We start from the raw sequence: 23,592 nt of genomic DNA, 5'->3' as shown, positions 1-23,592 counted from the left end.
GCGGATCCGCGGGCCCGTCACCCCGGTCCGCTGCCGTCGCGCCGATCCGACGTCGACCGTCCCGGTCCCGCCGTCACCCGGGCCGTACCGGCTCGCGCAGACCGCGTGCCAGGTAGAGGCCGGTGGCCGTGGCGAGCACCGTGACACAGGCGGTGAAGATCAGCCCGGCGGAGTCGAGCCCCACCCACATCGTCAGCGCGCCGACGCCCACGACGGGCAGGGAGATGCCCGTGTAGGCGACGACGAAGAACGAGGAGACCGTCGCCGCCCGGTGCGCGGGCGGGGCCGCCTCGCCGACGGCGATCAGTCCGGCGCGGAAGGCGAGACCCTGGCCGATGCCTCCGCAGACCGCCCCGGCCACCAGGAGCGGCAGGGTCTCCACCCACAGGGACGCGCCGACGAGGAGCAGACCGACCACCAGGATCAGACAGCCGAGGGGCAGGGCCACGCGTACGGCCAGCCGGGACGTCCACGACTGCCCCACGGTCGAGGAGAGGAACACCGAGAAGACGACGATTCCCGTGACGGCGAGGTTGGAGATGCCGAGGGTCTGGGAGACGAAGCTCGGCGCCACCGCGGTGAACAGGCCGAGCAGCGAGAAGCCGGCGAAGGCGGCCAGCGCCGAGGGGGCGAAGATGCCCCGGACCTGGGACGGGACGTACAGGCCCGGCGGCCTCGGCCGGGTCAGGAGTCGCGGTTCCCGCACCGTCTCCGGCAGGAACAGCACGATGAGGCAGCCGACGCAGACCAGTGCGAGGTGCGCCAGGAACGGCAGCGACAGCGGCTTCGGGGCGTACTCCGCCAGCAGGCCGGAGAGCAGGGGGCCGCAGCCGAGACCGCCCATGTTCGCCGCGGTGGCGGCGAACCCCGCGCGGGACTTCCGTTCCGGCCGCGCCAGCTCCAGCACGGTGACCGTCCCCGCCCCGCTCAGCAGCCCGGCCGAGAAGCCCGACAGCAGCCGGCCGGCGAACAGGAACGGCAGTCCGTCCTCGAAGAGGAAGAACAGCGCGCTCGCCGCCGCCAGGCCCAGCGCCGTCCACAGGACGGGGCGGCGCCCCACCGCGTCCGAGTGGTTGCCCACGAGCAGGAGCGTGGCGACGACCCCGACGGCGTAGCTGGCGAAGATCACCGTCACCATCAGCTCGGAGAATCCCAGCTCCTCGCGGTACAGCCCGTAGAGCGGCGTGGGAAGCGTCGTGCCCGCCATGCCGATGGCGAAGACCACGGCCGCCGCCACGTAGCCGAGGTGCCGGTCGTCGCGGGCCGTGCCACGGGACGGAGCGGATGCCCGGCTCATCCGGACACCCCGGCACGCGCGAGGGCGAACACCCCGAGGACGATCAGGCAGACGCCCAGCAGTTCCGGCACCAGCCACCACCCCATGCGTACGTCCTCCTCGTAGATCAGGATGCCCAGCATCAGGCTGACGGTGGCGTCGCCGAGTGTCAGCGCGGGCTGGGAGGCGACCAGCGGCCCGCCCTGCATGGCGTGTTCGAGCAGGAGGAGCGCCGCGATCCCGGCCACGCAGAAGGCGTACGTCTGCCAGGCCGTCAGGAACGCGGTCGGCCCTCCCTCGTCCAGGATGTGCATGGACGTCTTCATCAGGCCCGCGGTGAGCGCGTAACAGATCGCCGTGGCGGCGCCGAGGCAGCCGGCGCGGGCGCGGCCCGGGGGTCTCCGCAGCCCGACCGCCGTGAGGGCGACCACCGCGGCGGCGCACACCACGAGGGCCGGAATCCAGCGGTCCAGGGCCACGTGCGTACGGTTCCCGTCGGGCGAGGCCGCCATGAGGGCCACTCCGAGGCCCGCCACCACCGCGGCGACGGCCAGCCACTGTGCGGACGGCAGCCGTTCCCGTGACATCAGCGAGGCGATCAGCAGCGCGAGCGGCAGCTCCAGCACGAACAGGGGCTGTACGAGCGCCAGCGGGCCGGTCGCGAGGGCCGCCGCCTGCCCGACCCCGGCGACGATCACCGCGAGGATGCCGGCGAGCCACAGCGGGCGCTTCAGCAGATCGAGGATCAGGCCGGGCCGGAACGTGTCGGTCCGGCGGACGGTGAGTGCGGCACGGCGCTGCAGCACCGTGGCGAGCGCGTTGCTGAACGCGGCGCAGAACGCGAAGAGGACCGGCAGGACGACGCCCATCCTCCGATACTCACCGGCATCGGTGGACGGCCCGGCGCCGACACCGGCCGTCGCGCCGGGTTCACCCCGCACGCGCCCCCCGTGAGCCCGGTCGGCCGATCGCCGGGCCCCGGGCGCGGCCCGCGCGGCACCGGGGGTGCCCTCTCTAGTCAAATTTGATTAGAGTGGGGGGCATGGCCGAGAAGACGATTCCGATCCTGCCGTGCCCGACCCTCCAGCCGGTGCTCGACTTCTACACCGCCCTCGGATTCGAGGTGACCTTCCAGCAGAAGAGCCCCAACCCGTACGCCGTCGTGGAGCGCGGCGGCATCGAGCTCCAGTTCTTCGGACTGAAGCAGTACGACCCCGCCTCCTCGGTGAGTACCTGCTACGTCGTCACGGACGACGTGGACGGGCTGCACGAGGCCTTCCGCACCGGGCTCAAGGCGGCGTACGGGCGGATACCGACCCGGGGGCTGCCGCGCATCGGGGCGCTCAAGGACATGTCGTACGGCGTGCGGCAGTTCCTGATGACCGATCCCGGCGGCAACTGCGTCCGCGTGGGTCAGCCCACGAGCGAGGACCCGCACCACCGGCCCGCGCCGGAGGAGACCTTCGCCCGGGCGCTGCACCACGCCGCCCTCTTCGCGGACTCGAAGGACGACCCGGCCGCCGCGGCGAGGATCGTCGACCGGGTCCTGGCCCTCGCCGACGAGCGGCCCACCCCCGCACAGCTCCTCCGCCTCCTCGTCCTGCGCGCCGACGTCGCCGGGCGCCTCGGCGACCAACGGACGGAGGCGACGGCTCTCGCCGACGCCGATGCCGCCGCCGCCCGCCTCACCCCGGAGGAGCGGGAGTCCGTCGGCGACGACCTCGACCGTCTGGAGGAACTACGGGGCTGAGATTCCGGTCGGTACGCCGAGGACCGCGCGGGCCCGTGCGCGCTGGGCGTCGTCCGAATGGACGACCTGGCCCTCCGGGACCCGGCGGACCGCCTGCGGGTTGCTCGCCCGCTGCCCCCGGTCAGCCCCCGAAGGGGGTTCCGGGCATGCCCTGCCCCGCGCCCCGCAGTACCAGCAGGGAGCCGGAGAGCGGGTGCGGGTCGGTCAGGCCGGTGCGGGCCGTGGTGATGTACAGATCGCGGAGGCCGGAGCCGCCGAAGGCGCAGGCCGTGGGCCGCCGTACGGGGAGGGTGACGACCCGGTCCAGCTCGCCGCGGGGGGTGTAGCGGCGGAGCCGCGCGCCGTCCCAGAGGGCGACCCACACACAGCCGTCCGCGTCGACCGTGAGTCCGTCGGGAAAGCCCGCACCGGGTTCGACGGTCGCCAGGGGGCGGCGGTGCGTGGCGACGTCGGCGTCGGCCGGACAGACGTCGACACGGCGGGTGGGGCTGTCGATGAAGTACATGAGCGAGCCGTCCGGGCTCCAGCCGATGCCGTTGGCGACCGTCACCGGGGAAAGGGCCTCCCGCGCGGTCCCGTCGGGCGCGAGGCGGACCAGGTTCCCGCCGCCGGGTGCCTCGTCGTAGCGCATGGTGCCCGCCCACAGCGCCCCGTCGGGGGCGACGGCGGCGTCGTTCCCCCGTCGTCCGGGCACGGGATCACGCAGGAGCCAGCCGAAGTCCCCGTCCCGCCCGTACCGTCCGATGCCGTCCCGGAGGTTGACCACGAGGCCGCCGTCCGCGCACGGCTTCGCCGCGCCGACGTGCTGCTCCGTGGCCATGACGGTGCGGCGGCCGGTCGCCGGGGTGTAGGTGTGGACGCGGGAGCCGAGGATGTCGACCCAGATCAGCCGCTCGGTGACCGGGTCCCAGGTCGGGCCCTCGCCCAGTGCGGCCTCCGCGCGGACCGCCACGTCGAGGTCTTCGCTCATCGGGCGCTCCGGTGGCCCAGTCGTACGGAGAGCTCGGCGGCGCCCCTGACCGCCAGCTCGCCGAGCTCCCGCTCCCGGTCCTCGCTCCAGCGGATCACCGGGACGGAGACGGAGAGCGCCGCGACGACCCGTCCGCCGCTGTCGTGGACGGGTGCGGCGACGCAGCTCACGTCCGGGTTGGACTCCCGGTGCTCGACGGCGACACCCCGTTCGCGGATCTCGGCGAGTGCCGCGCGCAGCGCGTCGTGACCCGTGATGCTGTGCGGTGTCAGGGCGACCAGTTCCCGCCCGTCGATACGGCTCCGGAGTTCGGCCGGCGACAGCGAGGCGAGCAGCATCTTTCCGACGGCGGTGCAGTGCGCGGGGAGCCGGTGGCCCGCCGCGGAGACCATGCGGACCGCGTGGGTGGAGTCGACCTTGGCGACGTAGATGACGTCGGTGTCCTCCAGGAGTGCGACATGGACGGTCTCGTCGCAGACCGAGGCGACCTCGCGGGCCACCCGCCGGCCCTCGGCGGCGAGGTCGAGCTGCTCCGCGTACCGGCTGCCGAGCTGGTGGGTGCGGACGCCGAGCCGGTAGCGGCCGGGCTGTTCCGGCGCCGCTATGAGGTAGGTGCGGGCGGCGAGGGTGGTGAGCAGCTCGTGCACGGTGGTGCGCGGCAGCCGGAGCCGGTGGACGACGTCCCGGGCGGAGAGCGTCTCGTCGCCCGTCAGGAACAGCTCCAGTATGTCCAGCGCTCTGGTCACCGCGGGCACCTGTCGCCCCATCGCCACTCACCCACCCCTCCTGCCCGATGCTGTTCGGTATTCCGGTCAACAGCCGATATCCCGAACACAGGCTAACCACCAGACACTTCACCGGGCAACGGTCGCGCGATCCGTTGACATGCCCCGGACCAGCCCCTACGGTCACGCCTACATTTCGAACGTGTGACGAAATTTCGAACGAGATCGAGGGGTAGTTGCCTTGCGGATCACGGGAATCACCACTCATGTCGTCGGTACGCCCTGGCGCAGTCTCACCTATGTGCTCGTCCATACCGACGAGGGTCTGACCGGTGTGGGCGAGACGAGGATGCTCGGGCACACCGACGCGCTCGTCGGGTATCTCCGCGAGGCGGAGGCCAACCACATCGCCCGCGAACTCTTCGAAAGCCAGGCCGTCGACATCATCCAGCCCGACATCGGCCACCTCGGCGGCATCTGGGAGACCCGCAAACTCGCCGCGACCGCCGAAACCCACTGCACGATGATCGCCCCACACAACGTCGGCGGCTCGGTACTCACCGCCGCATCCCTCCAACTCGCCTCCTGCACACCCAACTTCAAGATCCTGGAACACTTCAACGACTTCGCCGACGCCGAGATCAAGAAGGTCGTGAAGGGCGCCCCCGAGGTCGACCCGGAGACCGGCTGCTTCACCGTCTCCCACGCGCCAGGCCTCGGCGTCGAGCTCGACGTGGACGCGGCGGCCGAATTCCCCCAGCAGCGCGCCCGGTTCGACCTGTGGGCCGAGGGCTGGGAGCGGCGCGCGCCCGCGACGCGGGGCCGCGGGGAGTGAGCCGTGCGCCGGCCGGGCCCGGACCTCTGTCCGTCGACCCGTGCCCAACACTCCGAACCATGTCCGACATACCGAACACGGAGAACCGCTCGTGACCGAAGCCTCACCCTCCCCTCCCCGCCGCCCCGGAGAACACGCGCTCGCCGTCCTCGGCCTCGGCGCCCCCGCCCTCTCGCCCGCCGACACGTCCCCGCACACCTTCCCGGACGGCGGCAGCTGGCGCACCGAGGTGCCCTCCGTCGAAGGGCCCGAGGTGCTGGATGCGGTCCTGGAGGAGTCCGCGCGGCTCGACGTGCCCGTCCACCGGGTCAGTCAGGGCAGCGGCGTCTGGATGCTCACCGACGGCGAGATCACCGAGATGGTGCGGGCCACGGCCGAACGCTCCGTCGAACTCTGCCTCTTCACCGGCCCCCGCGGCACCTGGGACATCGGCGGCTCGGTCCGCACCGACTCGCGGGGCGGCGGACTGCGCGCCCGCGGTCACGACGCGGTCGCCGGCTGTGTGGAGGACGCCGTCCGCGCCACCGAACTGGGCGTCCGCTGCCTGCTGGTGGCGGACGAGGGCGTGCTGTGGACGCTGCACCGGGCCCGCCGCCACGGCGTGATCCCCGCCGACACCACACTGAAGGTCTCGGCGCTGATCGGCCCCGTGAACCCCGCCGCGTACGCCGTCCACGAACGACTGGGCGCCGACTCGGTGAACGTACCGAGCGATCTGCCGCTCGCCCATCTCACCGAGATCCGGCGGGTCAGCGCCGCTCCCATGGACATGTACATCGAGGCACCCGACGACCTCGGCGGCTATGTCCGGATGTACGAGGTCGCCGAGCTGATCCGCCGCGGCGCCCCGCTCTACCTCAAGTTCGGTCTCTCCAAGGCGCCCTCGCTCTACCCCTCCGGTCTGCACCTGCGCGAGACCGTCCTCGCCACCGCCCGCGAACGGGTGCGCCGCGGCCGGCTCGCCCTCGACCTGCTGGCCCGGCACGGCGCGGACGGCGGGATGTCACCGCTCGGCTCGCGGCTGCCCGGCCCCCTCAACCGCTTCCCGGACCCGATCCACCACACCGACAAGGACTGATGACATGCGTATGCGCAGTGCCGCCACCGCCACCGTCCTCACGACCGCCCTCGCCCTCACCCTCTCCGCCTGCGGCCAGAGCGGCGCCGGCGGGGCCAAGGAGGGGAAGGGCGCGGAGAAGCCGACGGTGGGCATCGCCATGCCCACGAAGTCCTCCGAACGCTGGATCGCCGACGGCAGGAACATGGTCGGCAGCCTGGAGAAGTACGGCTACGAGACGACGCTCCAGTACGGCGAGGACGACCCCGACCAGCAGGTCTCGCAGATCGAGAACATGATCACCCAGGGCGTCGACGCCCTGGTCGTCGCCGCCATCGACGGCCGCGCGCTCGCCAACGTCCTCCAGCAGGCGGCGGAGGCCAAGATCCCGGTGATCTCCTACGACCGGCTCATCCTCGGCTCCCCGAACGTCGACTACTACGCCTCCTTCGACAACGAGAAGGTCGGCGAGCTCCAGGGCGGCTACCTCGTCGAGAAGCTGGGCCTGAAGGACGGTGCCAGGAAGGGGCCGTTCAACCTCGAACTGTTCGCCGGCTCGAACGACGACAACAACACCCGCTACTTCTTCCAGGGCGCCATGAACGTCCTCCAGCCCTACATCGACAAGAAGCAGCTCGTCGTACGGTCCGGCCAGACCAGGCTCAACCAGGTGACGACACTGCGCTGGGACGGCGGCCAGGCCCAGAAGCGCATGGACGACCTGCTCACCTCCTCGTACGCGAAGGAGCGGGTCGACGCCGTCCTCTCCCCGTACGACGGCATCTCCATCGGCATCCTGTCCGCGCTGAAGTCCGACGACTACGGCAGCGCGAGCAAGCCGCTGCCCCTCGTCACGGGGCAGGACGCCGAGGTCGCCTCGGTGAAGTCGATCATCGCGGGCGAGCAGACCCAGACCGTCTACAAGGACACGCGCGAACTGGCCAAGGTCGCTGCGCAGATGGTCAACGCGCTCCTCGACGGCAAGAAGCCCGAGGTCAACGACACCAAGACGTACGACAACGAGAAGAAGATCGTCCCGGCCTTCCTGCTCGACCCGGTGAGCGTCGACAAGGGCAACTACCAGGGCGTGCTGGTCGATTCCGGCTACATCAAGGCGAGCGACCTCAACTAGACCCCGACCGGACCCCAACGAGAGAGGGGTGGGTGCGCCATGGCGGGACCCGTCCTGGACATGCGCTCGATCATCAAGACCTTTCCCGGCGTGACGGCGCTGTCGGACGTCTCCCTGACCGTCCGCGCGGGCGAGGTCCACGCCATCTGCGGGGAGAACGGCGCCGGCAAGTCGACGCTGATGAAGATCCTCAGTGGCGTCCATCCGCACGGCAGTTACGAGGGGGAGATCCTCTTCCAGGGGGAGCCCTGCCGGTTCAGGGACATCGGGGCGAGCGAGAAGCGCGGCATCGTGATCATCCACCAGGAGCTCGCCCTGGTGCCGTACCTCTCCCTCGCGGAGAACATCTTCCTCGGCAACGAGCACGCCACCCGGGGAGTGATCAGCTGGGACCGGACCCTGCGGCACGCGGCGGAGCTGCTGCGCCGGGTGGGCCTGGACGAGCATCCGCAGACCCGGGTCGCGGACATCGGTGTCGGCAAGCAGCAGCTGGTGGAGATCGCGAAGGCGCTCGCCAAGGAGGTGAAGCTGCTGATCCTCGACGAGCCGACGGCCGCGCTCAACGACGAGGACAGTGGCAAACTCCTGCGCCTCATAGAGGAGTTGAAGGGGCAGGGCATCACCTCGATCATCATCTCGCACAAGCTCAACGAGATCGCCCGGGTGGCGGACTCGGTGACGATCCTGCGCGACGGCCGGTCGATCGAGACCCTCGACGTGAAGGCGCCGGAGACCACCGAGGAGCGGATCATCCGGGGCATGGTGGGCCGGGATCTGGACCACCGCTTCCCCGCACGCACCCCGCACGAGCCGGAACGGGGTGCGGCACCGGCCCTGGAGATCCGGGACTGGACCGTGCACCACCCGATCGACCAGCACCGCAAGGTCGTCGACGGTGTCTCGCTGACCGTCCGGCGCGGGGAGATCGTGGGCATCGCGGGCCTGATGGGCGCGGGCCGCACCGAGCTGGCGATGAGCGTCTTCGGGCGCAGCTACGGACGGTACGGCGGCGGGACCGTCCTCAAGGACGGTGTGGAGATCCGTACGCGCACGGTCCCCGAGGCGGTCGGGCACGGCATCGCGTACGTCACCGAGGACCGCAAGCACTACGGCCTCAACCTGATCGACACGATCAACCGCAACATCTCGCTCAGCGCGCTGCCGAAGGTCGCCCGGCGCGGCATCGTCGACGAGCACGAGGAGACCAGGGTCTCCGAGGGCTTCCGGCGGTCGATGAACATCAAGGCGCCGACGGTCTTCGAACCGGTCGGCCGGCTCTCGGGCGGCAACCAGCAGAAGGTCGTGCTCAGCAAGTGGATCTTCGCCGGTCCGGACGTCCTGATCCTGGACGAGCCGACCCGCGGGATCGACGTGGGCGCCAAGTACGAGATCTACACGGTCGTCGACCGGCTGGCCGCCGAGGGCAAGGCGGTGCTCTTCATCTCCTCGGAACTGCCCGAGCTGCTCGGCATGTGCGACCGGGTCTACACCATGGCGGCGGGCCGGCTCACGGGTGAGGTGTCCCGCGCCGAGGCCACCCAGGAGCTGCTGATGCGGCACATGACCAAGGACAAGAAGGACCGGAACGGTGAGAAGGACATGAGGGAGCACGTATGAGCACCGATCTCACGGCCGGGACCCAGGCCGACGGCACGGGGAAGAGCCCGTCGGAGCGCCCCGCGGGGACCGGACCCGGCGTCGGCCGGCTGATCCTCGACGGGCTGCGCGGCAACATGCGGCAGTACGGCATGCTGATCGCGCTCGGGCTGATCGTGGCCCTGTTCGCGGTCTGGACGGGCGGCGACCTGCTGCTGCCGCGCAACGTCTCCAACCTCGTCCTCCAGAACAGCTACATCCTGATCCTGGCGATCGGCATGATGATCGTCATCATCTCGGGCCACATCGATCTGTCGGTGGGCTCGCTCACCGCCTTCGTCGGCGCGGTGGCCGCCGTGCTGATGGTCGAGCACCGGATGCCCTGGCCGCTGGCGGTGGTGCTCGTGCTGCTGCTCGGGGCGGCCGCGGGCGCGATGCAGGGCTTCTTCATCGCGTATCTCGGCATACCGTCGTTCATCGTCACCCTCGCCGGCATGCTCCTCTTCCGCGGCCTCACCGAGATCTTCCTCAAGGGACAGACGATCGGGCCCTTCCCTGACGGTCTGCAGACGGTCTCCAACGGCTTCCTGCCGGAGGTCGGGCCGAGCACCGACTACCACAATCTGACGCTGGTGCTCGGCCTGGCCCTCATGGTCTTCGTCGTGTGGCAGGAGGTGCGGGACCGCCGCCGCCAGCGGGAGTACGCCCTGGAGGTCGCGCCCGTCGGGCTCTTCGCCGTCAAGCTGGGCGCGCTGGTCGCCACGGTCCTGGTGTTCACCCTGCTGCTCGCCAGCTACAAGGGCGCCCCGGTCGTCCTCCTGATCCTGGCCGCGCTTCTGGTCGGCTTCGGCTACGTCATGCGGAACGCGATCGTCGGGCGCCATGTGTACGCGATCGGCGGCAACCTGCCGGCCGCCAAACTCTCCGGTGTGCGGGACCGGAAGGTCACCTTCCTGGTCTTCCTCAACATGGGGGTCCTCGCGGCGCTCGCCGGACTGGTCTTCGCCGCCCGGTTCAACGCCGCCTCGCCCAAGGCGGGCATCAACTTCGAACTGGAGGCGATCGCAGCCTCGTTCATCGGCGGGGCCTCGATGAGCGGCGGGGTCGGCACGGTCCTGGGCGCCATCATCGGCGGCCTCGTCCTGGGCGTGCTCAACAACGGTATGAACCTCGTCGGGATCGGCACGGACTGGCAGCAGGTGATCAAGGGCCTGGTGCTGCTCGCGGCGGTCGGCTTCGACGTGTGGAACAAGCGCAAGGCCGGCGCGTAGAGGGGGAGTCGTGGGGGGGGGGGGGGGGGGGGGGGGGGGGGGGGGCCGCGGGGGGGGGGGGGGGGGGGGGGGGGGGGGGGGGGGGGGGGGGGGGTGGGGCCCGGGGGGGGGGGGGGCCCGCGGGGCCCCCCCCCCCCCCCCCCCCCCACAGCTCCATCCGGACGTCCGGGTCGTCCAGGTCCCGCTCCAGCAGCCGGGCGCAGCGGGCGATCCGCTGCCGGACGGTGTTGCGGTGGATGTCCATCGCCGCCGCCGTCCGGTCCCAGCTGCCGTGCAGGGACAGCCAGGTGCGCAGGGTCTCCGGGAGGGGTTCCGCCAGGGGGGCGAGCAGTGCGCGGGCGTGGGCGGCGGCCTCGTCCGGGTCGACCAGCGCGGCGATCCCCGCCGGGCGGTGCCGGACCAGCGGCGTCCGGGTGGCCTCCGCCCGGCGCAGGGCCCGCGCCGCCTGAGCGTCGGCGGCGGCGAGTTCCTCCGCCTCGGCGGGCGCGCCGACCCCGAGGGTCCAGCCCGGCTGGGCGGTCACGGGGGTGGCGGCGGGCAGCAGCAGTCGCACGGACACGGGGGTGTCGTGGGACGGGCCGCTGCCCGCCTCCTCCGACGGGCCGGTGTCCAGTAGTGGTGTGCCGAGTGCCGCCGCCAGTGAGGCCGCCGCGAAGGGGGTGCCGTCGCCGCCCGAGGCGTGGACCACCGTCCACGGGCCGGGGCCCAGGGCGCCCGCGACGTCCGCAGGGGCCGCGCCGAGCAGCAGCCGGACCAGCGCCCCGTCCCGTACGGTCACGTCCGCGCCCCGGTGCGGCGCCGTCAGCAGGGACAGCAGGACGACCGCGACCCCCGCGATCGTGTGGTCCCCGGGGCCGCGCCGCTCCGTCGCCACCCCGAGCGTCAGCCCGTCCCCGCCGCCGAGCGCGTACGCGGCGAGCCGGAGCCCGCCGCCGTCCCCGCTCGCCGAGGCGGGGCCGCCCGGACGCGGGCCGAGGACTCCCGCGAGGTCGCGCAGGGCCCGTGCCGCCTCCGCCGGCACCTCCCGGCCGGCCGCCACCGACTCCGTGCCGTCGGCGCCGTAGAGCACCGCCCGCCCCGCCAGTCGCGAGGCGAGCGCGCCGAGCACCGCCGGGACCGGCGCGGGCCGGGCGGCGGCGGCCGCGAGGGACTGCTGCGCCTCCGTCACCCGGCGCAGCTCCCGCAGCCGCGCCTCCGCCATCAGCCGCCACAGGGCCCGCGCCACCGCCGTGAACGGGGTCTTCGGCGGCACCTCGACCAGCGGCAGACCGTGCCGGGCGCAGGCCGCGACGAGCTCCGCGGGGACCGTGTCGTAGACCGGTGTCACCCCGAAGGCGAGTGCCGCCGCCCCCGCCTCCACCACCCGTTCCACGTAGTGCGCCGGATCGGTGAGCAGCACGCCGGCCGTCATGAGCAGCTCACCGCCGAGGAGGTACGGATAGGGGTCGGCCATCTCCGAGGTGTGCACCCAGTGGACCGAGACGTCCTCGGGCCCGGCGAGCAGCCGCAGCCCGAGGTCGCGGCGGGCGAGCAGCGCGGTCAGCGAGACCGGTGGCGCGGGCGGAGTGGAGACGGGATCCGCGGAGCTCATGGTGATGGACCCTTCGTACATCCCCCGCCCGGACAGTGGAGGAAACGTACACTTCTTCGTCGCTTTCCGGCCACCTACTGTCATGGCATCCAGAGGCCGCGGGTACGGGCGGATGTCCCCGCGATCAGCACCTGGCCACTCCCCTGCACGACACGCCACCGAGGTGAACGAAGGAGGGCCCATGGCCGTCGACTACACAGTGATCGTCCTGTATCTGGCCGGCATGCTCGCGATGGGCTGGTGGGGCATGCGCCGCGCCAGGTCCAAGAGCGAGTTCCTGGTCGCCGGACGTCGCCTCGGGCCCTGGATGTACTCCGGGACGATGGCCGCCATCGTCCTCGGCGGCGCCTCCACCATCGGCGGTGTCGGCCTCGGCTACAAGTACGGCCTCTCCGGCGCCTGGATGGTCTTCGCCATCGGCCTGGGGCTGCTCGCGCTGAGCGTGTTCTTCTCCGCCCGGATCGCCCGGCTGAAGGTCTACACCGTCTCCGAGATGCTCGACCTGCGCTACGGCGGCAGGGCCGGTGTCATCTCGGGCGTCGTCATGTGGGCGTACACGCTGATGCTCGCGGTCACCTCGACCATCGCGTACGCCACGATCTTCGACGTCCTCTTCGATCTGCCCCGGACCGTCGCGATCGTCCTCGGCGGCACCATCGTCGTCGCCTACTCGACGCTCGGCGGCATGTGGTCCATCACCATCACCGACATGGTGCAGTTCGTGGTGAAGACCGTCGGTGTACTGCTCCTGCTGCTCCCGATCGCCGTCGTCAAGGCGGGCGGCTTCGCCGAGATGAAGGCCGCGCTGCCCACCTCGTACTTCGAGCCCCTCGGCATCGGCGGCGAGACGATCTTCACCTACGTGCTGATCTACACCTTCGGCATGCTCATCGGTCAGGACATCTGGCAGCGGGTCTTCACCGCCCGCACCGACAAGGTCGCGAAGTGGGGCGGCACCGTCGCCGGCACCTACTGTCTCGCGTACGCCCTCGCCGGCGCCGTCATCGGCACGGCGGCCAAGGTGCTCTACCCGAACCTGCCCAGCGCCGACGACGCCTTCGCCACCATCGTCAAGGACGAGCTGCCGATGGGCGTCCGGGGCCTGGTCCTCGCCGCCGCCCTCGCCGCCGTCATGTCCACCTCCTCGGGCGCGCTCATCGCCTGCGCCACCGTCGCCAACAACGACATCTGGTCGCGGCTGCGCGGAGCGGTCACGGCCGGGGAGGGCGAGGCGGACGACCACGACGAGGTGCGGGGCAACCGTCTCTTCATCCTGATCATGGGCATCGCCGTCGTCCTCATCGCCATCGCCCTCAACGACGTCGTCCAGGCCCTCACGGTCGCCTACAACCTGCTGGTCGGCGGGCTCCTCGTGCCCATCCTCGGCGGTCTGCTCTGGCGCCGCGGCACCGTCCAGGGAGCGCTCGCCGCGGTCACCGTCGGCAGCCTGGCCGTCATTGGCCTGATGTGGACTTACGGAATACTTGCAAATGAGCCTGTTTACTTGGGTTTGTTGGCCTCGCTCGCCGCATATGTGATCGTTTCCCTGGCGACCCGCCCGACGGACGCCGCCGTGCTCGCGCACTGGCGCGCCCGCCTCGCGGGCCGGGAGACACCCGAGACCGCCGCGACGCCGGAAACCGTGCCGGCCGCCGCGACCGGCTGACCGCACCGAGACACCCGGCCGGGGCCCCGAGACCCGAGGCCCCGACCGGACCCCCACCGATACACCCCAGGAGGACCCCGACCATGAGCAGCAGCGACCAGAACACCCCGCGCGGCCCCATCGACTCGTCCCGCGTCCCGCGGTACGCCGGTCCCGCGACGTTCGCCCGGCTGCCGCGACTGGACGAGGTCGGCACCGCCGACGTCGCCGTGGTCGGCATCCCCTTCGACAGCGGCGTCTCCTACCGCCCCGGCGCCCGCTTCGGCGGCAACGCCATCCGCGAGGCCTCCCGCCTGCTCCGCCCGTACAACCCGGCGCAGGACGCCTCCCCGTTCGCCCTCGCCCAGGTCGCCGACGCCGGTGACATCGCGGCCAACCCGTTCAACATCCACGAGGCCGTCGAGACCATCGAGGCCGCCGCCGACGACCTGCTCGCCACCGGCGCCCGCATGATGACCCTGGGCGGCGACCACACCGTGGCCCTGCCGCTGCTCCGCTCCGTCGCCAAGAAGCACGGGCCCGTCGCCCTGCTCCACTTCGACGCGCACCTCGACACCTGGGACACCTACTTCGGCGCCGAGTACACCCACGGCACCCCGTTCCGCCGGGCCGTCGAGGAAGGCATCCTCGACACCGAGGCGCTCTCCCACGTCGGCACCCGCGGCCCGCTGTACGGCAAGCAGGACCTCACCGACGACGAGAAGATGGGCTTCGGCATCGTCACCTCGGCGGACATCTACCGCCGCGGCGCCGACGAGGTCGCCGACCAGCTGCGCCAGCGCATCGGCGACCGCCCGCTGTACATCTCCATCGACATCGACTGCCTCGACCCGGCCCACGCGCCCGGCACCGGCACCCCCGAGGCGGGCGGCATGACCTCCCGCGAGCTCCTGGAGATCCTCCGCGGCCTCTCCTCCTGCAACCTGGTCTCGGCCGACGTCGTCGAGGTGGCCCCCGCCTACGACCACGCCGAGATCACCGCGGTCGCCGCCTCGCACACCGCGTACGAGCTGACGACGATCATGTCCCGCCAGATCGCCGCGAGCCGCGAAGCGAAGTAGGACCGGCCGGGGGTGTGGGCATACGTTCCGCAGGGCGGAACGGACGGGCACACCCCCCGGCCACGGGCCGCCCCCGACCGACCACGCCACGCCCCCGAGGGATCCCATGACCCACGACCACGACCTGGTACTCCGGCCCACCGCCGCACAGACCGAGGCCGCGCTCAACCCGCCCGCCGGGCGCAACGGCGGCGACCTCGTCGTCGAGACCCTCACCGGCCTCGGCGCCACCACCGTCTTCGGGCTCCCCGGCCAGCACGCCCTCGGCATGTTCGACGCGCTGCGCCGCTCCTCCCTCCGGTACGTCGGCCTCCGCGTCGAGAACAACGCGGGCTTCGCCGCCGACGCGTACGGCCGGATCACCGGCGAGGCCGCCCCGCTGCTGCTCTCCACCGGGCCCGGCGCGCTCATGTCGCTCGCCGCGCTCCAGGAGGCGGCCGCCGCCTCCGCCCCCGTCCTCGCGATCGGCAGCCAGATCCCGGTGGCCGGCCTCGGCGGCGGACGGCACGGCTATCTGCACGAGCTGCGCGACCAGCAGGCCTCGTTCCGGGACGTGGTCAAGTCCGTCCACACGGTCCGTACGCAGTCCCAGATCCCCTCCGCCATCGCGACGGCCTGGGAGTCGGCGCTCACCGCCCCGCACGGGCCGGTCTGGGTCGAGATCCCGCAGGACGTGCTCCTCGCGGAGACCAGCCTGCCCGTGGTCACGGCGATGGACGCGACGCCCGAGGAGATCGCCCCGCGCCCCGAGCTGACGGCGGTCGCCGCCCATCTCCTGGCGAACGCCGAGCGCCCCGCGATCATCGCGGGCGGCGGAGTCGTCCGCTCCGACGCCTCCGGGAAGCTCCTCGCGCTCGCGGAGCGTCTGGACATCCCCGTCGTCACCACCTTCGGCGGCAAGGGCGCCTTCCCCTGGGAGCACCCGCTGTCGCTCCAGTCCTGGCTGGAGGACCGGCACACCACCGACTTCCTGGAGGACGCCGACGTCCTCCTCGTCGTCGGCTCGGGCCTCGGCGAGCTGTCCTCGAACTACCACACCTTCGCCCCCCGCGGCCGGGTGATCCAGATCGAGGCCGACGCCGGGAAGCTGGAGTCCAACCACCCGGCGCTCGGTATCCACGCCGACGCCCGCCTCGCCCTCCAGGCGCTCCTGGAGACGGTCCCCGAGCGCCGGGACCCGACGGCCCCCGAGCGGGTCTCGGCCGTCCTGACCAGGGTGAGGGACCGTATCGCCGCCCAGGACCTGGGCCTGGAGCAGCGGATCGTCGCGGCCGTGCGGGAGGCCCTCCCGGACCGTTCCCCGAGCTTCTGGGACATGACGATCCTGGCGTACTGGGCGTGGTCGGCCTTCGACGCCCGCTTCCCGAACACCATGCACTCGGCCCAGGGCGCGGGCGGCCTCGGCTACGGCTTCCCGGCGGCGCTGGGCGCGGCGGCCGCCGACCCGGGCCACCCGGTCCTCGCGGTCTCCGGCGACGGCGGCGCGATGTACTCGATCGCGGAGCTGGCCACGGCGAAGCAGTACGGCCTCGACGTGACGTGGCTGATCGTGGACGACGGCGGCTACGGCATCCTGCGCGAGTACATGACGGGCGCGTTCGGCGAGGCCACGGCCACCGAGCTCACCCGCCCGGACTTCGTGGCCCTGTCGGAGTCCTTCGGCGTCCCGGCGGCCCTGACGACCCCGGAGTCCCTGACGGCGGACCTGGCGAAGGCCCTCGCCACCCCCGGCCCCTCGGTCGTCGTCCTGCCGGCCCTCCTGAGGATGTTCGAGCCGACGCACCTGTGACGGCCGCGGGGCCCGCCGCCGCGTCCACCCGGGCGGCGGGCCCGCCGCGTCACCCGACGAGCCCCTCCCACTCCTTCCGGTACACCGCGAGCCGCGCCTCGTACCCCTGCCGGAACTCCTGCGCCTCGTCCTTCTTCAGGCCCTCCCGGGAGACCCGCTGCGCGGGTATCAGCCCGACCGCGTCGGCCATGACCACCACGGCCGCGGCGGCGACGGTCCCGCCCCGCTCCCGCGCGAGGAACGCCTGGTGCCCGGCCTCGCCCAGGAGCTGCCAGCAGATGTTGCGGGGGTTCCCCGCGGTCCGCGCCAGCTGCTGGTCCGAGACCGGCTCGACCCGCCCGGCCGCCGCCAGCCCCCTGATCGTGAGCAGCGCCGCGTACAGCTGCCCCCAGGCGTACGGCCTGCCGTCCTCGACCCGCGCCACGTGCGACCTCTTTCCCCGCGACCCACGGGCCCGCCCGGCGACGGGCCCCCGGCATTCCTACCCGTCGGGCGGGCGCATCCGTCCCGGGACCACGGTCCCGTCCCCCTGGGACCTGTGTACGAACCCGCGCCCCGATTTGTTGCGGCGGGATGAAATCGCAGCCCAGCCGTGTTGGGCCTTCCGGTAGAGCAGGACGAACGGGAGGCCACTCGTGGCGGCGGTCGGGGAGAAACAACAGGGCTGGGCGCGCAGGCTGGCCGGATACGCGTGGCGCTACAGGACCAATACGGTGCTCGCGCTCGGGTCCTCGCTCGTCGGCATGGCCGTGCTCGCCCTCGTGCCGCTGATCACCAAGGTGATCATCGACGACGTCATCGGGACGAAGACCAGGGACCTCGGCGTCTGGACCGGCCTCCTCATCGCCGGCGCCGTCCTCGTCTACGCGCTCACCTATGTCCGCCGCTACTACGGCGGCCGCCTCGCCCTCGACGTCCAGCACGACCTGCGGACCGACATGTACGCCACCATCACCCGGCTCGACGGGCGGCGGCAGGACGAGCTGTCCACCGGGCAGGTCGTGGGGCGGGCCACCAGCGACCTCCAGCTGATCCAGGGTCTTCTCTTCATGCTCCCGATGACCGTCGGGAACGTGCTCCTCTTCCTCATCTCGCTGGGCGTCATGGCCTGGCTGTCCCTCCCGCTGACCCTCGTCGCCCTCGCCGTCGCCCCCGCCCTCTGGTTCATCGCCAAGCGCAGCCGCACCCGCCTCCACCCCGCCACCTGGCACGCGCAGCAGCAGGCCGCGGTCGTCGCCGGGGTCGTCGACGGGGCCGTGACCGGCGTCCGGGTCGTCAAGGGCTTCGGCCAGGAGGACCAGGAGACCGGGAAGATCCGGGAGGCCGGGCGGAAGCTGTTCGCCGGGCGGCTCCGGACGGTCCGGCTGAACTCGCGCTACACCCCGGCCCTCCAGGCGGTCCCCGCCCTCGGCCAGGTCGCGGTCCTCGCCCTCGGCGGCTGGCTCGCCTACCGGGGCCAGATCACCCTCGGCACCTTCGTCGCCTTCTCCTCCTACCTGGCCTCGCTCGTCGGCCCGGTCCGGATGCTCGCGATGGTCCTCACCGTCGGCCAGCAGGCCCGCGCCGGCGTGGAGCGGGTCCTCGACCTCGTCGACACCGAGCCGGTCATCCAGGACGGCACCAAGGAACTCCCGGCGGACGCGCCCGCGACGGTCGAGTTCGACGACGTGTCCTTCGCGTACGACGAGGGGCGGCCCGTCCTCGACGGCTTCTCGCTGGAGATCCGCCCCGGTGAGACCGTCGCCGTCGTCGGTTCCTCCGGCTCCGGGAAGTCCACCGTCTCGCTGCTCCTGCCCCGCTTCTACGACGTCACCCACGGCGCCGTCCTCGTCGGCGGCCACGACGTCCGCGAGCTCACCCTGGACTCGCTGCGCGCCGCCGTCGGGCTGGTCCCCGAGGACTCCTTCCTCTTCTCCGACACCGTCCGCGCCAACATCGCCTACGGTCTGCCGGACGCCACCCAGGAGCAGATCGAGACCGCCGCCCGCGCCGCCCAGGCCGACCGGTTCATCGCCGAGCTGCCCGAGGGCTACGACACCACGGTCGGCGAGCACGGGCTCACCCTCTCCGGCGGCCAGCGCCAGCGCGTCGCGCTGGCCCGGGCGATCCTCACCGACCCCCGGCTCCTCCTCCTCGACGACGCCACCTCCGCCGTCGACGCCAAGGTCGAGCACGAGATCCACGAGGCCCTGAAGTCGGTGATGGCGGGCCGTACGACCCTGCTCATCGCGCACCGCCGCTCCACCCTCGGCCTCGCCGACCGCATCGCCGTCCTGGACGACGGCCGGCTCGCCGACATCGGCACCCACGCCGAGCTGGAGGAGCGCTCCCCGCTCTTCCGGCGGCTGCTCACCGACCCCGACGAGCTCGGCGCCGTCTCGCCCGGCCACGTCACCCCGCCCGAGCCCCCCGAGGACCGCACGCTGCGGGCCGAGCTGGACGCCGAGTTCGACGCCGAGCGGGGCATCACGCCCACCCTGTGGGTACGGGACGGGAGCGCCGGCCGGGAGAGCGAGGTGCCCGGGGCCACCCCCGAGCTGCTCGCCGCCGTCGAGGCCCTGCCGCCCGCCGTCGACACCCCCGGGATCGACGAGGCCCGCGCCGTGTCGCCCGAGGACGCCTACGGGCTGCGCCGGCTGCTCCGCGGCTTCGGGGCCCCGCTGCTGATCAGTCTCGGCCTGGTCGCCCTCGACGCCGGCGCCGGACTGCTGCTCCCCGTCCTGATCCGGCACGGCATCGACGAGGGCGTGAACCGGCTCGCGATCGGGGCCGTCTGGGCGGCCTCCGCGCTGGCCCTGGTCACCGTGCTCGTGCAGTGGGTCGCGCAGACCGCGGAGACGCGGATGACCGGCCGTACCGGCGAGCGGGTCCTCTACGCGCTGCGTCTGAAGATCTTCGCCCAGCTCCAGCGGCTCGGTCTCGACTACTACGAGCGCGAGCTGACCGGCCGGATCATGACCCGGATGACCACGGACGTGGACGCCCTGTCCACCTTCCTGCAGACGGGCCTGGTCACCGCCTTCGTCTCGGTCGTGACCTTCTTCGGGATCATGGTCGCTCTGCTGGTGCTCGACCTCCAGCTCGCCCTGGTCGTCTTCGCGACCCTGCCGGTCCTCGCCGTCGCCACGTACTACTTCCGCCGCTCCAGCGTGAAGGCGTACGAGCTGGCGCGCGAGCGGATCAGTGTGGTCAACGCCGACCTCCAGGAGTCCGTCACCGGTCTCCGGATCGTGCAGGCCTTCCGCCGCGAGCGGTCCGGCGCCGCCCGGTTCGCCGAGCGCAGCGACCACTATCGCGAGGCGCGCGTCCGGGGGCAGTGGCTGATCTCGGTCTACTTCCCGTTCGTGACGCTGCTGTCCTCGGCCGCCGCCGCGGCCGTCATGATCGTCGGCGCCAACCGGATCGAGGCGGGCACGCTCACCACCGGCGCCCTCGTCGCCTATCTGCTCTACATCGATCTGTTCTTCGCCCCCGTGCAGCAGCTCTCGCAGGTCTTCGACGGCTACCAGCAGGCCGCCGTCTCGCTGAAGCGGATGCAGGAACTCCTCCAGGAGCCCACGTCGACGGCCGCCGCCGACGCGCCCCTGGACGTGCTGTCGCTGCGCGGCGAGATCGCCTTCGAGGACGTCTCCTTCGCGTACGGGGGAGAGGACGGCGCGGCGAAGGACGAGACCGCCCTCACCGGCATCGATCTGCGCATCCCGGCCGGTCAGACGGTCGCCTTCGTCGGTGAGACCGGCGCGGGCAAGTCCACCCTGGTGAAGATGGTCGCCCGGTTCTACGACCCGACGTCCGGCCGGATCACCGCCGACGGCGCCGATCTGCGGGACCTCGACCTCACCGCGTACCGGCACCGGCTGGGCGTCGTCCCCCAGGAGGCGTACCTCTTCGCCGGCACGGTCCGTGACGCCATCGCCTACGGCCGTCCCGACGCGAGCGACGCCGAGGTGGAGGCGGCGGCCCGCGCGGTCGGCGCCCACGACATGATCGCGACCCTCGACGGCGGCTACCTCCACGAGGTGGCCGAGCGGGGCCGCAATCTCTCCGCAGGCCAGCGCCAGCTCATCGCGCTGGCCAGGGCCGAGCTCGTCGACCCGGACATCCTGCTTCTCGACGAGGCCACGGCGGCCCTGGACCTGGCCACCGAGGCGCAGGTCAACCAGGCCACCGACCGGCTCGCCGGCCGCCGGACGACGCTGGTCGTCGCCCACCGGCTGACCACGGCGGCCCGCGCCGACCGGGTGGTCGTCATGGACCACGGCCGGGTCGCGGAGGACGGCACCCACGAGGAGCTGCTCGCGCTGGGCGGCCGGTACGCGTCGCTGTGGAGCACGTTCATCGGGGAGCCGGTGGACGAGGAGGAGCCGGAGCGGGTGTGAGCGGCGGGATGAGTACGGGCCGTCCGCCCGTCTGAGTATCCGGACGGATGCCCGGGCCGCCGTCCGCGGGCTTGGATGGGGGCATGAGCCACGACTCCCGTACCCGCGCGGCCTCGCCCGTCCCGATCACCCCGCCGGACGTCGAGGGTGCCCGGCTGCGGAAGCGGTCCACGGTCTGGGCGGGGCTGTTCGTGCCCGCGAGCCTGCTCGCCGGCATCCTCGTGCTCACCCGTGAGGACACCGCGAGCTGCCTCGCCCACGGGACGAACTGCGACGGCACCCCGGGCTTCCTGTACGCCGCGGCTCTGGTGGTCTTCGTCGCGGCCCTGGTGACCGTACGGAGCACCTCCCGCCCCGAGGTCCGCAGGGCCGCGTTCCGGACCCAGATCGGCGCCGAGAGCGTCTTCCTGCTTCTCCTCCTCACCGCGTTCTCGTAGGAGCCCACGCCGGAGGCAACCATTCCGGTGATCGGCGCGTCGTAGGTCCGTACACCCGTACGGCGATCCACCCGGGAGGGGAACGCATGCCCACGGACACGAAGAACGCACGACGTGGCCCACGGCCGCTCACCCGCGTCCTCGCGCCGCTCCTCGCCGCCCTCGCGCTGACCCTGACCCCGGCCACCCTCGTCCCCGGTCTCGGCGCCACCACCGCGGAGGCCGCCTCCGTCTGCCAGGGCCGTCCCACCCGCACGATCACCTTCGCCACCGGCGAGCTGCGCCTCTACAAGACCCGCCACTACGCCTGCGCCGTCACCGTCGCCAAGCGCCCCGGCGCCCGCCGCGCGATGACCGTCTCCCTCCAGCCGCGCGGCGGCCGGCCCGCCGTCCGGTCCGGACGGTTCGACCGGCAGGCCGGGCCCGTCACCGTCCACGCCCTCAACCGCTGTGTCCGGGCGGCCGGTTCGGTGGCGGGACGGGGCACGACCACCGGCTGGATCCTGTGCTGATACGAAGGAAAGTCCAAGGGTAAGGACCAACTGGGTCTGGCGGTCCACACGTTGCCCCCGCTAGGTTCGCGTGACCGTTGTGAACCAAGGGGAGGGTGAATGCGCAAGTCGCTGAGATGGGCGCTGTCGCTTTCGGTGCTCATAGGCACCGTGGCACCGACCGGCGTGGCTACCGCCGCGGATACGGACACGGGCAGCACGGCCGTCGTCGACTCGCAGAGCACGGACATCAAGGACCGCATCCTGGCGATCCCCGGGATGAGCCTGATCGAGGAGAAGCCGTACGCGGGCTACCGCTTCTTCGTCCTGAACTACAAGCAGCCGATCGACCACCGGCGCCCGTGGGCCGGCACGTTCGACCAGCGGATCTCCGTCCTCCACAAGGACACGGGCCGCCCCACCGTCTTCCGCACCAGCGGGTACTCGCTCAGCACCACGCCGAGCCGTGCCGAGCCGACCCGGATCATCGACGGCAACCAGGTCTCCATGGAGTACCGCTTCTTCACGCCGTCCCGGCCGCAGCCCGCCGACTGGTCCAAGCTGGACATCTGGCAGGCGGCGAGCGACCAGCACCGGATCTTCACCGCCCTCAAGAAGATCTACGGCGAGAAGTGGCTCTCCACCGGAGCCTCGAAGGGCGGCATGACCGCCACCTACTTCGAGCGCTTCTACCCGCGGGACATGGACGGTGTCGTCGCCTACGTCGCCCCGAACGACGTGGTCAACAAGGAGGACTCGGCCTACGACCGGTTCTTCGAGACCGTCGGCACCAAGGACTGCCGCGACCGCCTGAACAACCTGCAGCGCGAGGCCCTCGTCCGCCGCGCGCCCCTGGAGGCCAAGTACAAGGCGTGGGCCGAGTCCGAGGGCGCCACCTTCAACACGGTCGGCACGCTCGACAAGGCCTTCGAGGCCGTCGTGCTCGACTTCGTGTGGGGCTTCTGGCAGTACTACGGCGAGGACGTCTGCGACCAGATCCCGGTGGCGAAGACCGCCACCGACGACGAGGTGTACAACACGATCGACGCCTACTCGGGCTGGTCCGCCTACACCGACCAGGGCCTGGAGCCGTACACCCCGTACTACTACCAGGCGGCGACCGAGCTCGGCTCGCCCACCATCACGCAGCCGCACCTCAAGGGCCTGAGCCGCTACGGCTACCAGCCGGCGAGCAACTTCGTGCCGCGCGAGATCCCCATGAAGTTCAAGCAGCACGCCATGCGTGACGTGGACAACTGGGTGCGCAAGAACGCGAACAAGATGCTCTTCGTCTACGGCGGCAACGACCCGTGGGGCTCCGAGAAGTTCCACCTCGGCAAGGGCGCGCGCGACAGCTACGTGTACGTGGCCCCGGGCGCCAACCACGGCGCCAACGTCGCCGGGCTCGTCGAGGCCGAGCGGAACAACGCCACCGCCCGCATCCTCGCCTGGGCCGGCGTCCCCGCCCCGGCCGTCCAGGCGGCGCAGCCGCTGGCCCGCTTCGACGCGCGTCTCGACAAGCCCGTCGACGAGGACGCGACGAAGGAGCACGGCCTGCGGCCGTGA

At 72.2% G+C, this 23,592-nt stretch carries 19 protein-coding genes; 13 read left to right on the top strand and 6 right to left on the bottom strand.

Features of this window, described 5'->3' with window-relative positions; genetic code table 11:
• Positions 1–73 precede the first annotated feature (73 nt).
• Together ACH4MY_RS02620 and ACH4MY_RS02615 are read right to left on the bottom strand one after the other, a co-directional pair.
• Positions 74–1,297, bottom strand: a complete 1,224-nt coding sequence (locus ACH4MY_RS02620) for an MFS transporter (protein ID WP_397996448.1) — start codon at positions 1,295–1,297, stop codon at positions 74–76.
• On the bottom strand, positions 1,294–2,145 hold the full coding sequence (locus ACH4MY_RS02615; RefSeq protein WP_397996446.1) for a DMT family transporter: 852 nt from the start codon (positions 2,143–2,145) through the stop codon (positions 1,294–1,296). The genes ACH4MY_RS02620 and ACH4MY_RS02615 overlap by 4 nt, the downstream gene beginning before the upstream one ends.
• Positions 2,146–2,318: 173 nt before the next feature.
• Between ACH4MY_RS02615 and ACH4MY_RS02610 the strand changes: the two genes are divergently transcribed.
• On the top strand, positions 2,319–3,026 hold the full coding sequence (locus tag ACH4MY_RS02610) for a bleomycin resistance protein (protein ID WP_397996444.1): 708 nt from the start codon (positions 2,319–2,321) through the stop codon (positions 3,024–3,026).
• Between the two features lie 121 nt (positions 3,027–3,147).
• On the opposite strand, the gene ACH4MY_RS02605 is transcribed toward ACH4MY_RS02610, so the two are convergent.
• Together ACH4MY_RS02605 and ACH4MY_RS02600 are read right to left on the bottom strand one after the other, a co-directional pair.
• A complete protein-coding gene (locus ACH4MY_RS02605; protein WP_397996442.1) occupies positions 3,148–3,996 on the bottom strand; it encodes an SMP-30/gluconolactonase/LRE family protein in 849 nt (282 codons plus the stop codon).
• On the bottom strand, positions 3,993–4,763 hold the full coding sequence (locus tag ACH4MY_RS02600; protein ID WP_397996440.1) for an IclR family transcriptional regulator: 771 nt from the start codon (positions 4,761–4,763) through the stop codon (positions 3,993–3,995). Before ACH4MY_RS02600 ends, ACH4MY_RS02605 begins: the two co-directional genes overlap by 4 nt.
• A 199-nt stretch (positions 4,764–4,962) precedes the next feature.
• Between ACH4MY_RS02600 and ACH4MY_RS02595 the strand changes: the two genes are divergently transcribed.
• The 5 genes from ACH4MY_RS02595 to mmsB all read left to right on the top strand — a co-directional run bounded on the left by ACH4MY_RS02595 (position 4,963) and on the right by mmsB (position 10,612).
• Positions 4,963–5,556 (top strand): enolase C-terminal domain-like protein, encoded by a 594-nt coding sequence (locus tag ACH4MY_RS02595; RefSeq protein WP_397996438.1) that lies wholly within the window; start codon positions 4,963–4,965, stop codon positions 5,554–5,556.
• Positions 5,557–5,647: 91 nt separating this feature from the next.
• A complete protein-coding gene (locus ACH4MY_RS02590; protein WP_397996436.1) occupies positions 5,648–6,634 on the top strand; it encodes a hypothetical protein in 987 nt (328 codons plus the stop codon).
• Positions 6,635–6,638: 4 nt separating this feature from the next.
• A complete protein-coding gene (gene chvE, locus ACH4MY_RS02585; protein WP_397996434.1) occupies positions 6,639–7,745 on the top strand; it encodes a multiple monosaccharide ABC transporter substrate-binding protein in 1,107 nt (368 codons plus the stop codon).
• A gap of 39 nt (positions 7,746–7,784) precedes the next feature.
• On the top strand, positions 7,785–9,362 hold the full coding sequence (mmsA, locus tag ACH4MY_RS02580; RefSeq protein WP_397996432.1) for a multiple monosaccharide ABC transporter ATP-binding protein: 1,578 nt from the start codon (positions 7,785–7,787) through the stop codon (positions 9,360–9,362).
• Positions 9,359–10,612 (top strand): multiple monosaccharide ABC transporter permease, encoded by a 1,254-nt coding sequence (gene mmsB, locus ACH4MY_RS02575; RefSeq protein ID WP_397996430.1) that lies wholly within the window; start codon positions 9,359–9,361, stop codon positions 10,610–10,612. Before mmsA ends, mmsB begins: the two co-directional genes overlap by 4 nt.
• On the opposite strand, the gene ACH4MY_RS02570 is transcribed toward mmsB, so the two are convergent.
• A complete protein-coding gene (locus ACH4MY_RS02570; RefSeq protein WP_397996428.1) occupies positions 10,545–12,203 on the bottom strand; it encodes a PucR family transcriptional regulator in 1,659 nt (552 codons plus the stop codon). The genes mmsB and ACH4MY_RS02570 overlap by 68 nt on opposite strands.
• Positions 12,204–12,384: 181 nt before the next feature.
• Here ACH4MY_RS02570 and ACH4MY_RS02565 point away from each other — a divergent pair, with 181 nt between their 5' ends.
• The 3 genes from ACH4MY_RS02565 (at position 12,385) to ACH4MY_RS02555 (ending at position 16,719) form a co-directional block, all read left to right on the top strand.
• Positions 12,385–13,869: a sodium:solute symporter gene (locus ACH4MY_RS02565; RefSeq protein ID WP_397996426.1), complete on the top strand. Its 1,485-nt coding sequence runs from the start codon at positions 12,385–12,387 to the stop codon at positions 13,867–13,869.
• An 83-nt stretch (positions 13,870–13,952) separates the two neighbouring features.
• Entirely contained in the window at positions 13,953–14,930 is a 978-nt protein-coding gene (speB, locus tag ACH4MY_RS02560; RefSeq protein WP_397996424.1) for an agmatinase, read from the top strand.
• A 106-nt stretch (positions 14,931–15,036) separates the two neighbouring features.
• On the top strand, positions 15,037–16,719 hold the full coding sequence (locus tag ACH4MY_RS02555; RefSeq protein ID WP_397996422.1) for a thiamine pyrophosphate-binding protein: 1,683 nt from the start codon (positions 15,037–15,039) through the stop codon (positions 16,717–16,719).
• 49 nt (positions 16,720–16,768) lie between these two features.
• Here ACH4MY_RS02555 and ACH4MY_RS02550 read toward each other — a convergent pair whose 3' ends face one another.
• Entirely contained in the window at positions 16,769–17,143 is a 375-nt protein-coding gene (locus tag ACH4MY_RS02550) for a hypothetical protein (RefSeq protein WP_397996420.1), read from the bottom strand.
• 211 nt (positions 17,144–17,354) lie between these two features.
• Here ACH4MY_RS02550 and ACH4MY_RS02545 point away from each other — a divergent pair, with 211 nt between their 5' ends.
• From ACH4MY_RS02545 to ACH4MY_RS02530, 4 genes are all read left to right on the top strand, one after another.
• Positions 17,355–21,098: an ABC transporter ATP-binding protein gene (locus ACH4MY_RS02545; RefSeq protein WP_397996417.1), complete on the top strand. Its 3,744-nt coding sequence runs from the start codon at positions 17,355–17,357 to the stop codon at positions 21,096–21,098.
• A gap of 83 nt (positions 21,099–21,181) precedes the next feature.
• Entirely contained in the window at positions 21,182–21,535 is a 354-nt protein-coding gene (locus ACH4MY_RS02540; protein ID WP_397996415.1) for a hypothetical protein, read from the top strand.
• Between the two features lie 86 nt (positions 21,536–21,621).
• Positions 21,622–22,047, top strand: a complete 426-nt coding sequence (locus ACH4MY_RS02535; protein ID WP_397996413.1) for a hypothetical protein — start codon at positions 21,622–21,624, stop codon at positions 22,045–22,047.
• Between the two features lie 99 nt (positions 22,048–22,146).
• The gene (locus tag ACH4MY_RS02530) at positions 22,147–23,592 is read left to right on the top strand and encodes an aminopeptidase (protein ID WP_397996410.1); all 1,446 of its coding nucleotides are present in this window, start codon (positions 22,147–22,149) and stop codon (positions 23,590–23,592) included.

This window comes from Streptomyces sp. NPDC017246 (assembly GCF_044331325.1).
In the GTDB taxonomy this organism is placed as follows: domain Bacteria; phylum Actinomycetota; class Actinomycetes; order Streptomycetales; family Streptomycetaceae; genus Streptomyces.
This window is presented reverse-complemented; position numbering and strand designations above follow the sequence as displayed.

Coding starts and splice junctions, on each gene's coding strand:
- ACH4MY_RS02620 (WP_397996448.1), bottom strand. CDS start 1,297: ATGAGCCGGGCATCCGCTCCGTCCCGTGGCACGGCCCGCGACGACCGG.
- ACH4MY_RS02615 (WP_397996446.1), bottom strand. CDS start 2,145: ATGGGCGTCGTCCTGCCGGTCCTCTTCGCGTTCTGCGCCGCGTTCAGC.
- ACH4MY_RS02610 (WP_397996444.1), top strand. CDS start 2,319: ATGGCCGAGAAGACGATTCCGATCCTGCCGTGCCCGACCCTCCAGCCG.
- ACH4MY_RS02605 (WP_397996442.1), bottom strand. CDS start 3,996: ATGAGCGAAGACCTCGACGTGGCGGTCCGCGCGGAGGCCGCACTGGGC.
- ACH4MY_RS02600 (WP_397996440.1), bottom strand. CDS start 4,763: ATGGGGCGACAGGTGCCCGCGGTGACCAGAGCGCTGGACATACTGGAG.
- chvE (WP_397996434.1), top strand. CDS start 6,639: ATGCGTATGCGCAGTGCCGCCACCGCCACCGTCCTCACGACCGCCCTC.
- mmsA (WP_397996432.1), top strand. CDS start 7,785: ATGGCGGGACCCGTCCTGGACATGCGCTCGATCATCAAGACCTTTCCC.
- mmsB (WP_397996430.1), top strand. CDS start 9,359: ATGAGCACCGATCTCACGGCCGGGACCCAGGCCGACGGCACGGGGAAG.
- ACH4MY_RS02570 (WP_397996428.1), bottom strand. CDS start 12,203: ATGAGCTCCGCGGATCCCGTCTCCACTCCGCCCGCGCCACCGGTCTCG.
- ACH4MY_RS02565 (WP_397996426.1), top strand. CDS start 12,385: ATGGCCGTCGACTACACAGTGATCGTCCTGTATCTGGCCGGCATGCTC.
- speB (WP_397996424.1), top strand. CDS start 13,953: ATGAGCAGCAGCGACCAGAACACCCCGCGCGGCCCCATCGACTCGTCC.
- ACH4MY_RS02555 (WP_397996422.1), top strand. CDS start 15,037: ATGACCCACGACCACGACCTGGTACTCCGGCCCACCGCCGCACAGACC.
- ACH4MY_RS02540 (WP_397996415.1), top strand. CDS start 21,182: ATGAGCCACGACTCCCGTACCCGCGCGGCCTCGCCCGTCCCGATCACC.
- ACH4MY_RS02535 (WP_397996413.1), top strand. CDS start 21,622: ATGCCCACGGACACGAAGAACGCACGACGTGGCCCACGGCCGCTCACC.
- ACH4MY_RS02530 (WP_397996410.1), top strand. CDS start 22,147: ATGCGCAAGTCGCTGAGATGGGCGCTGTCGCTTTCGGTGCTCATAGGC.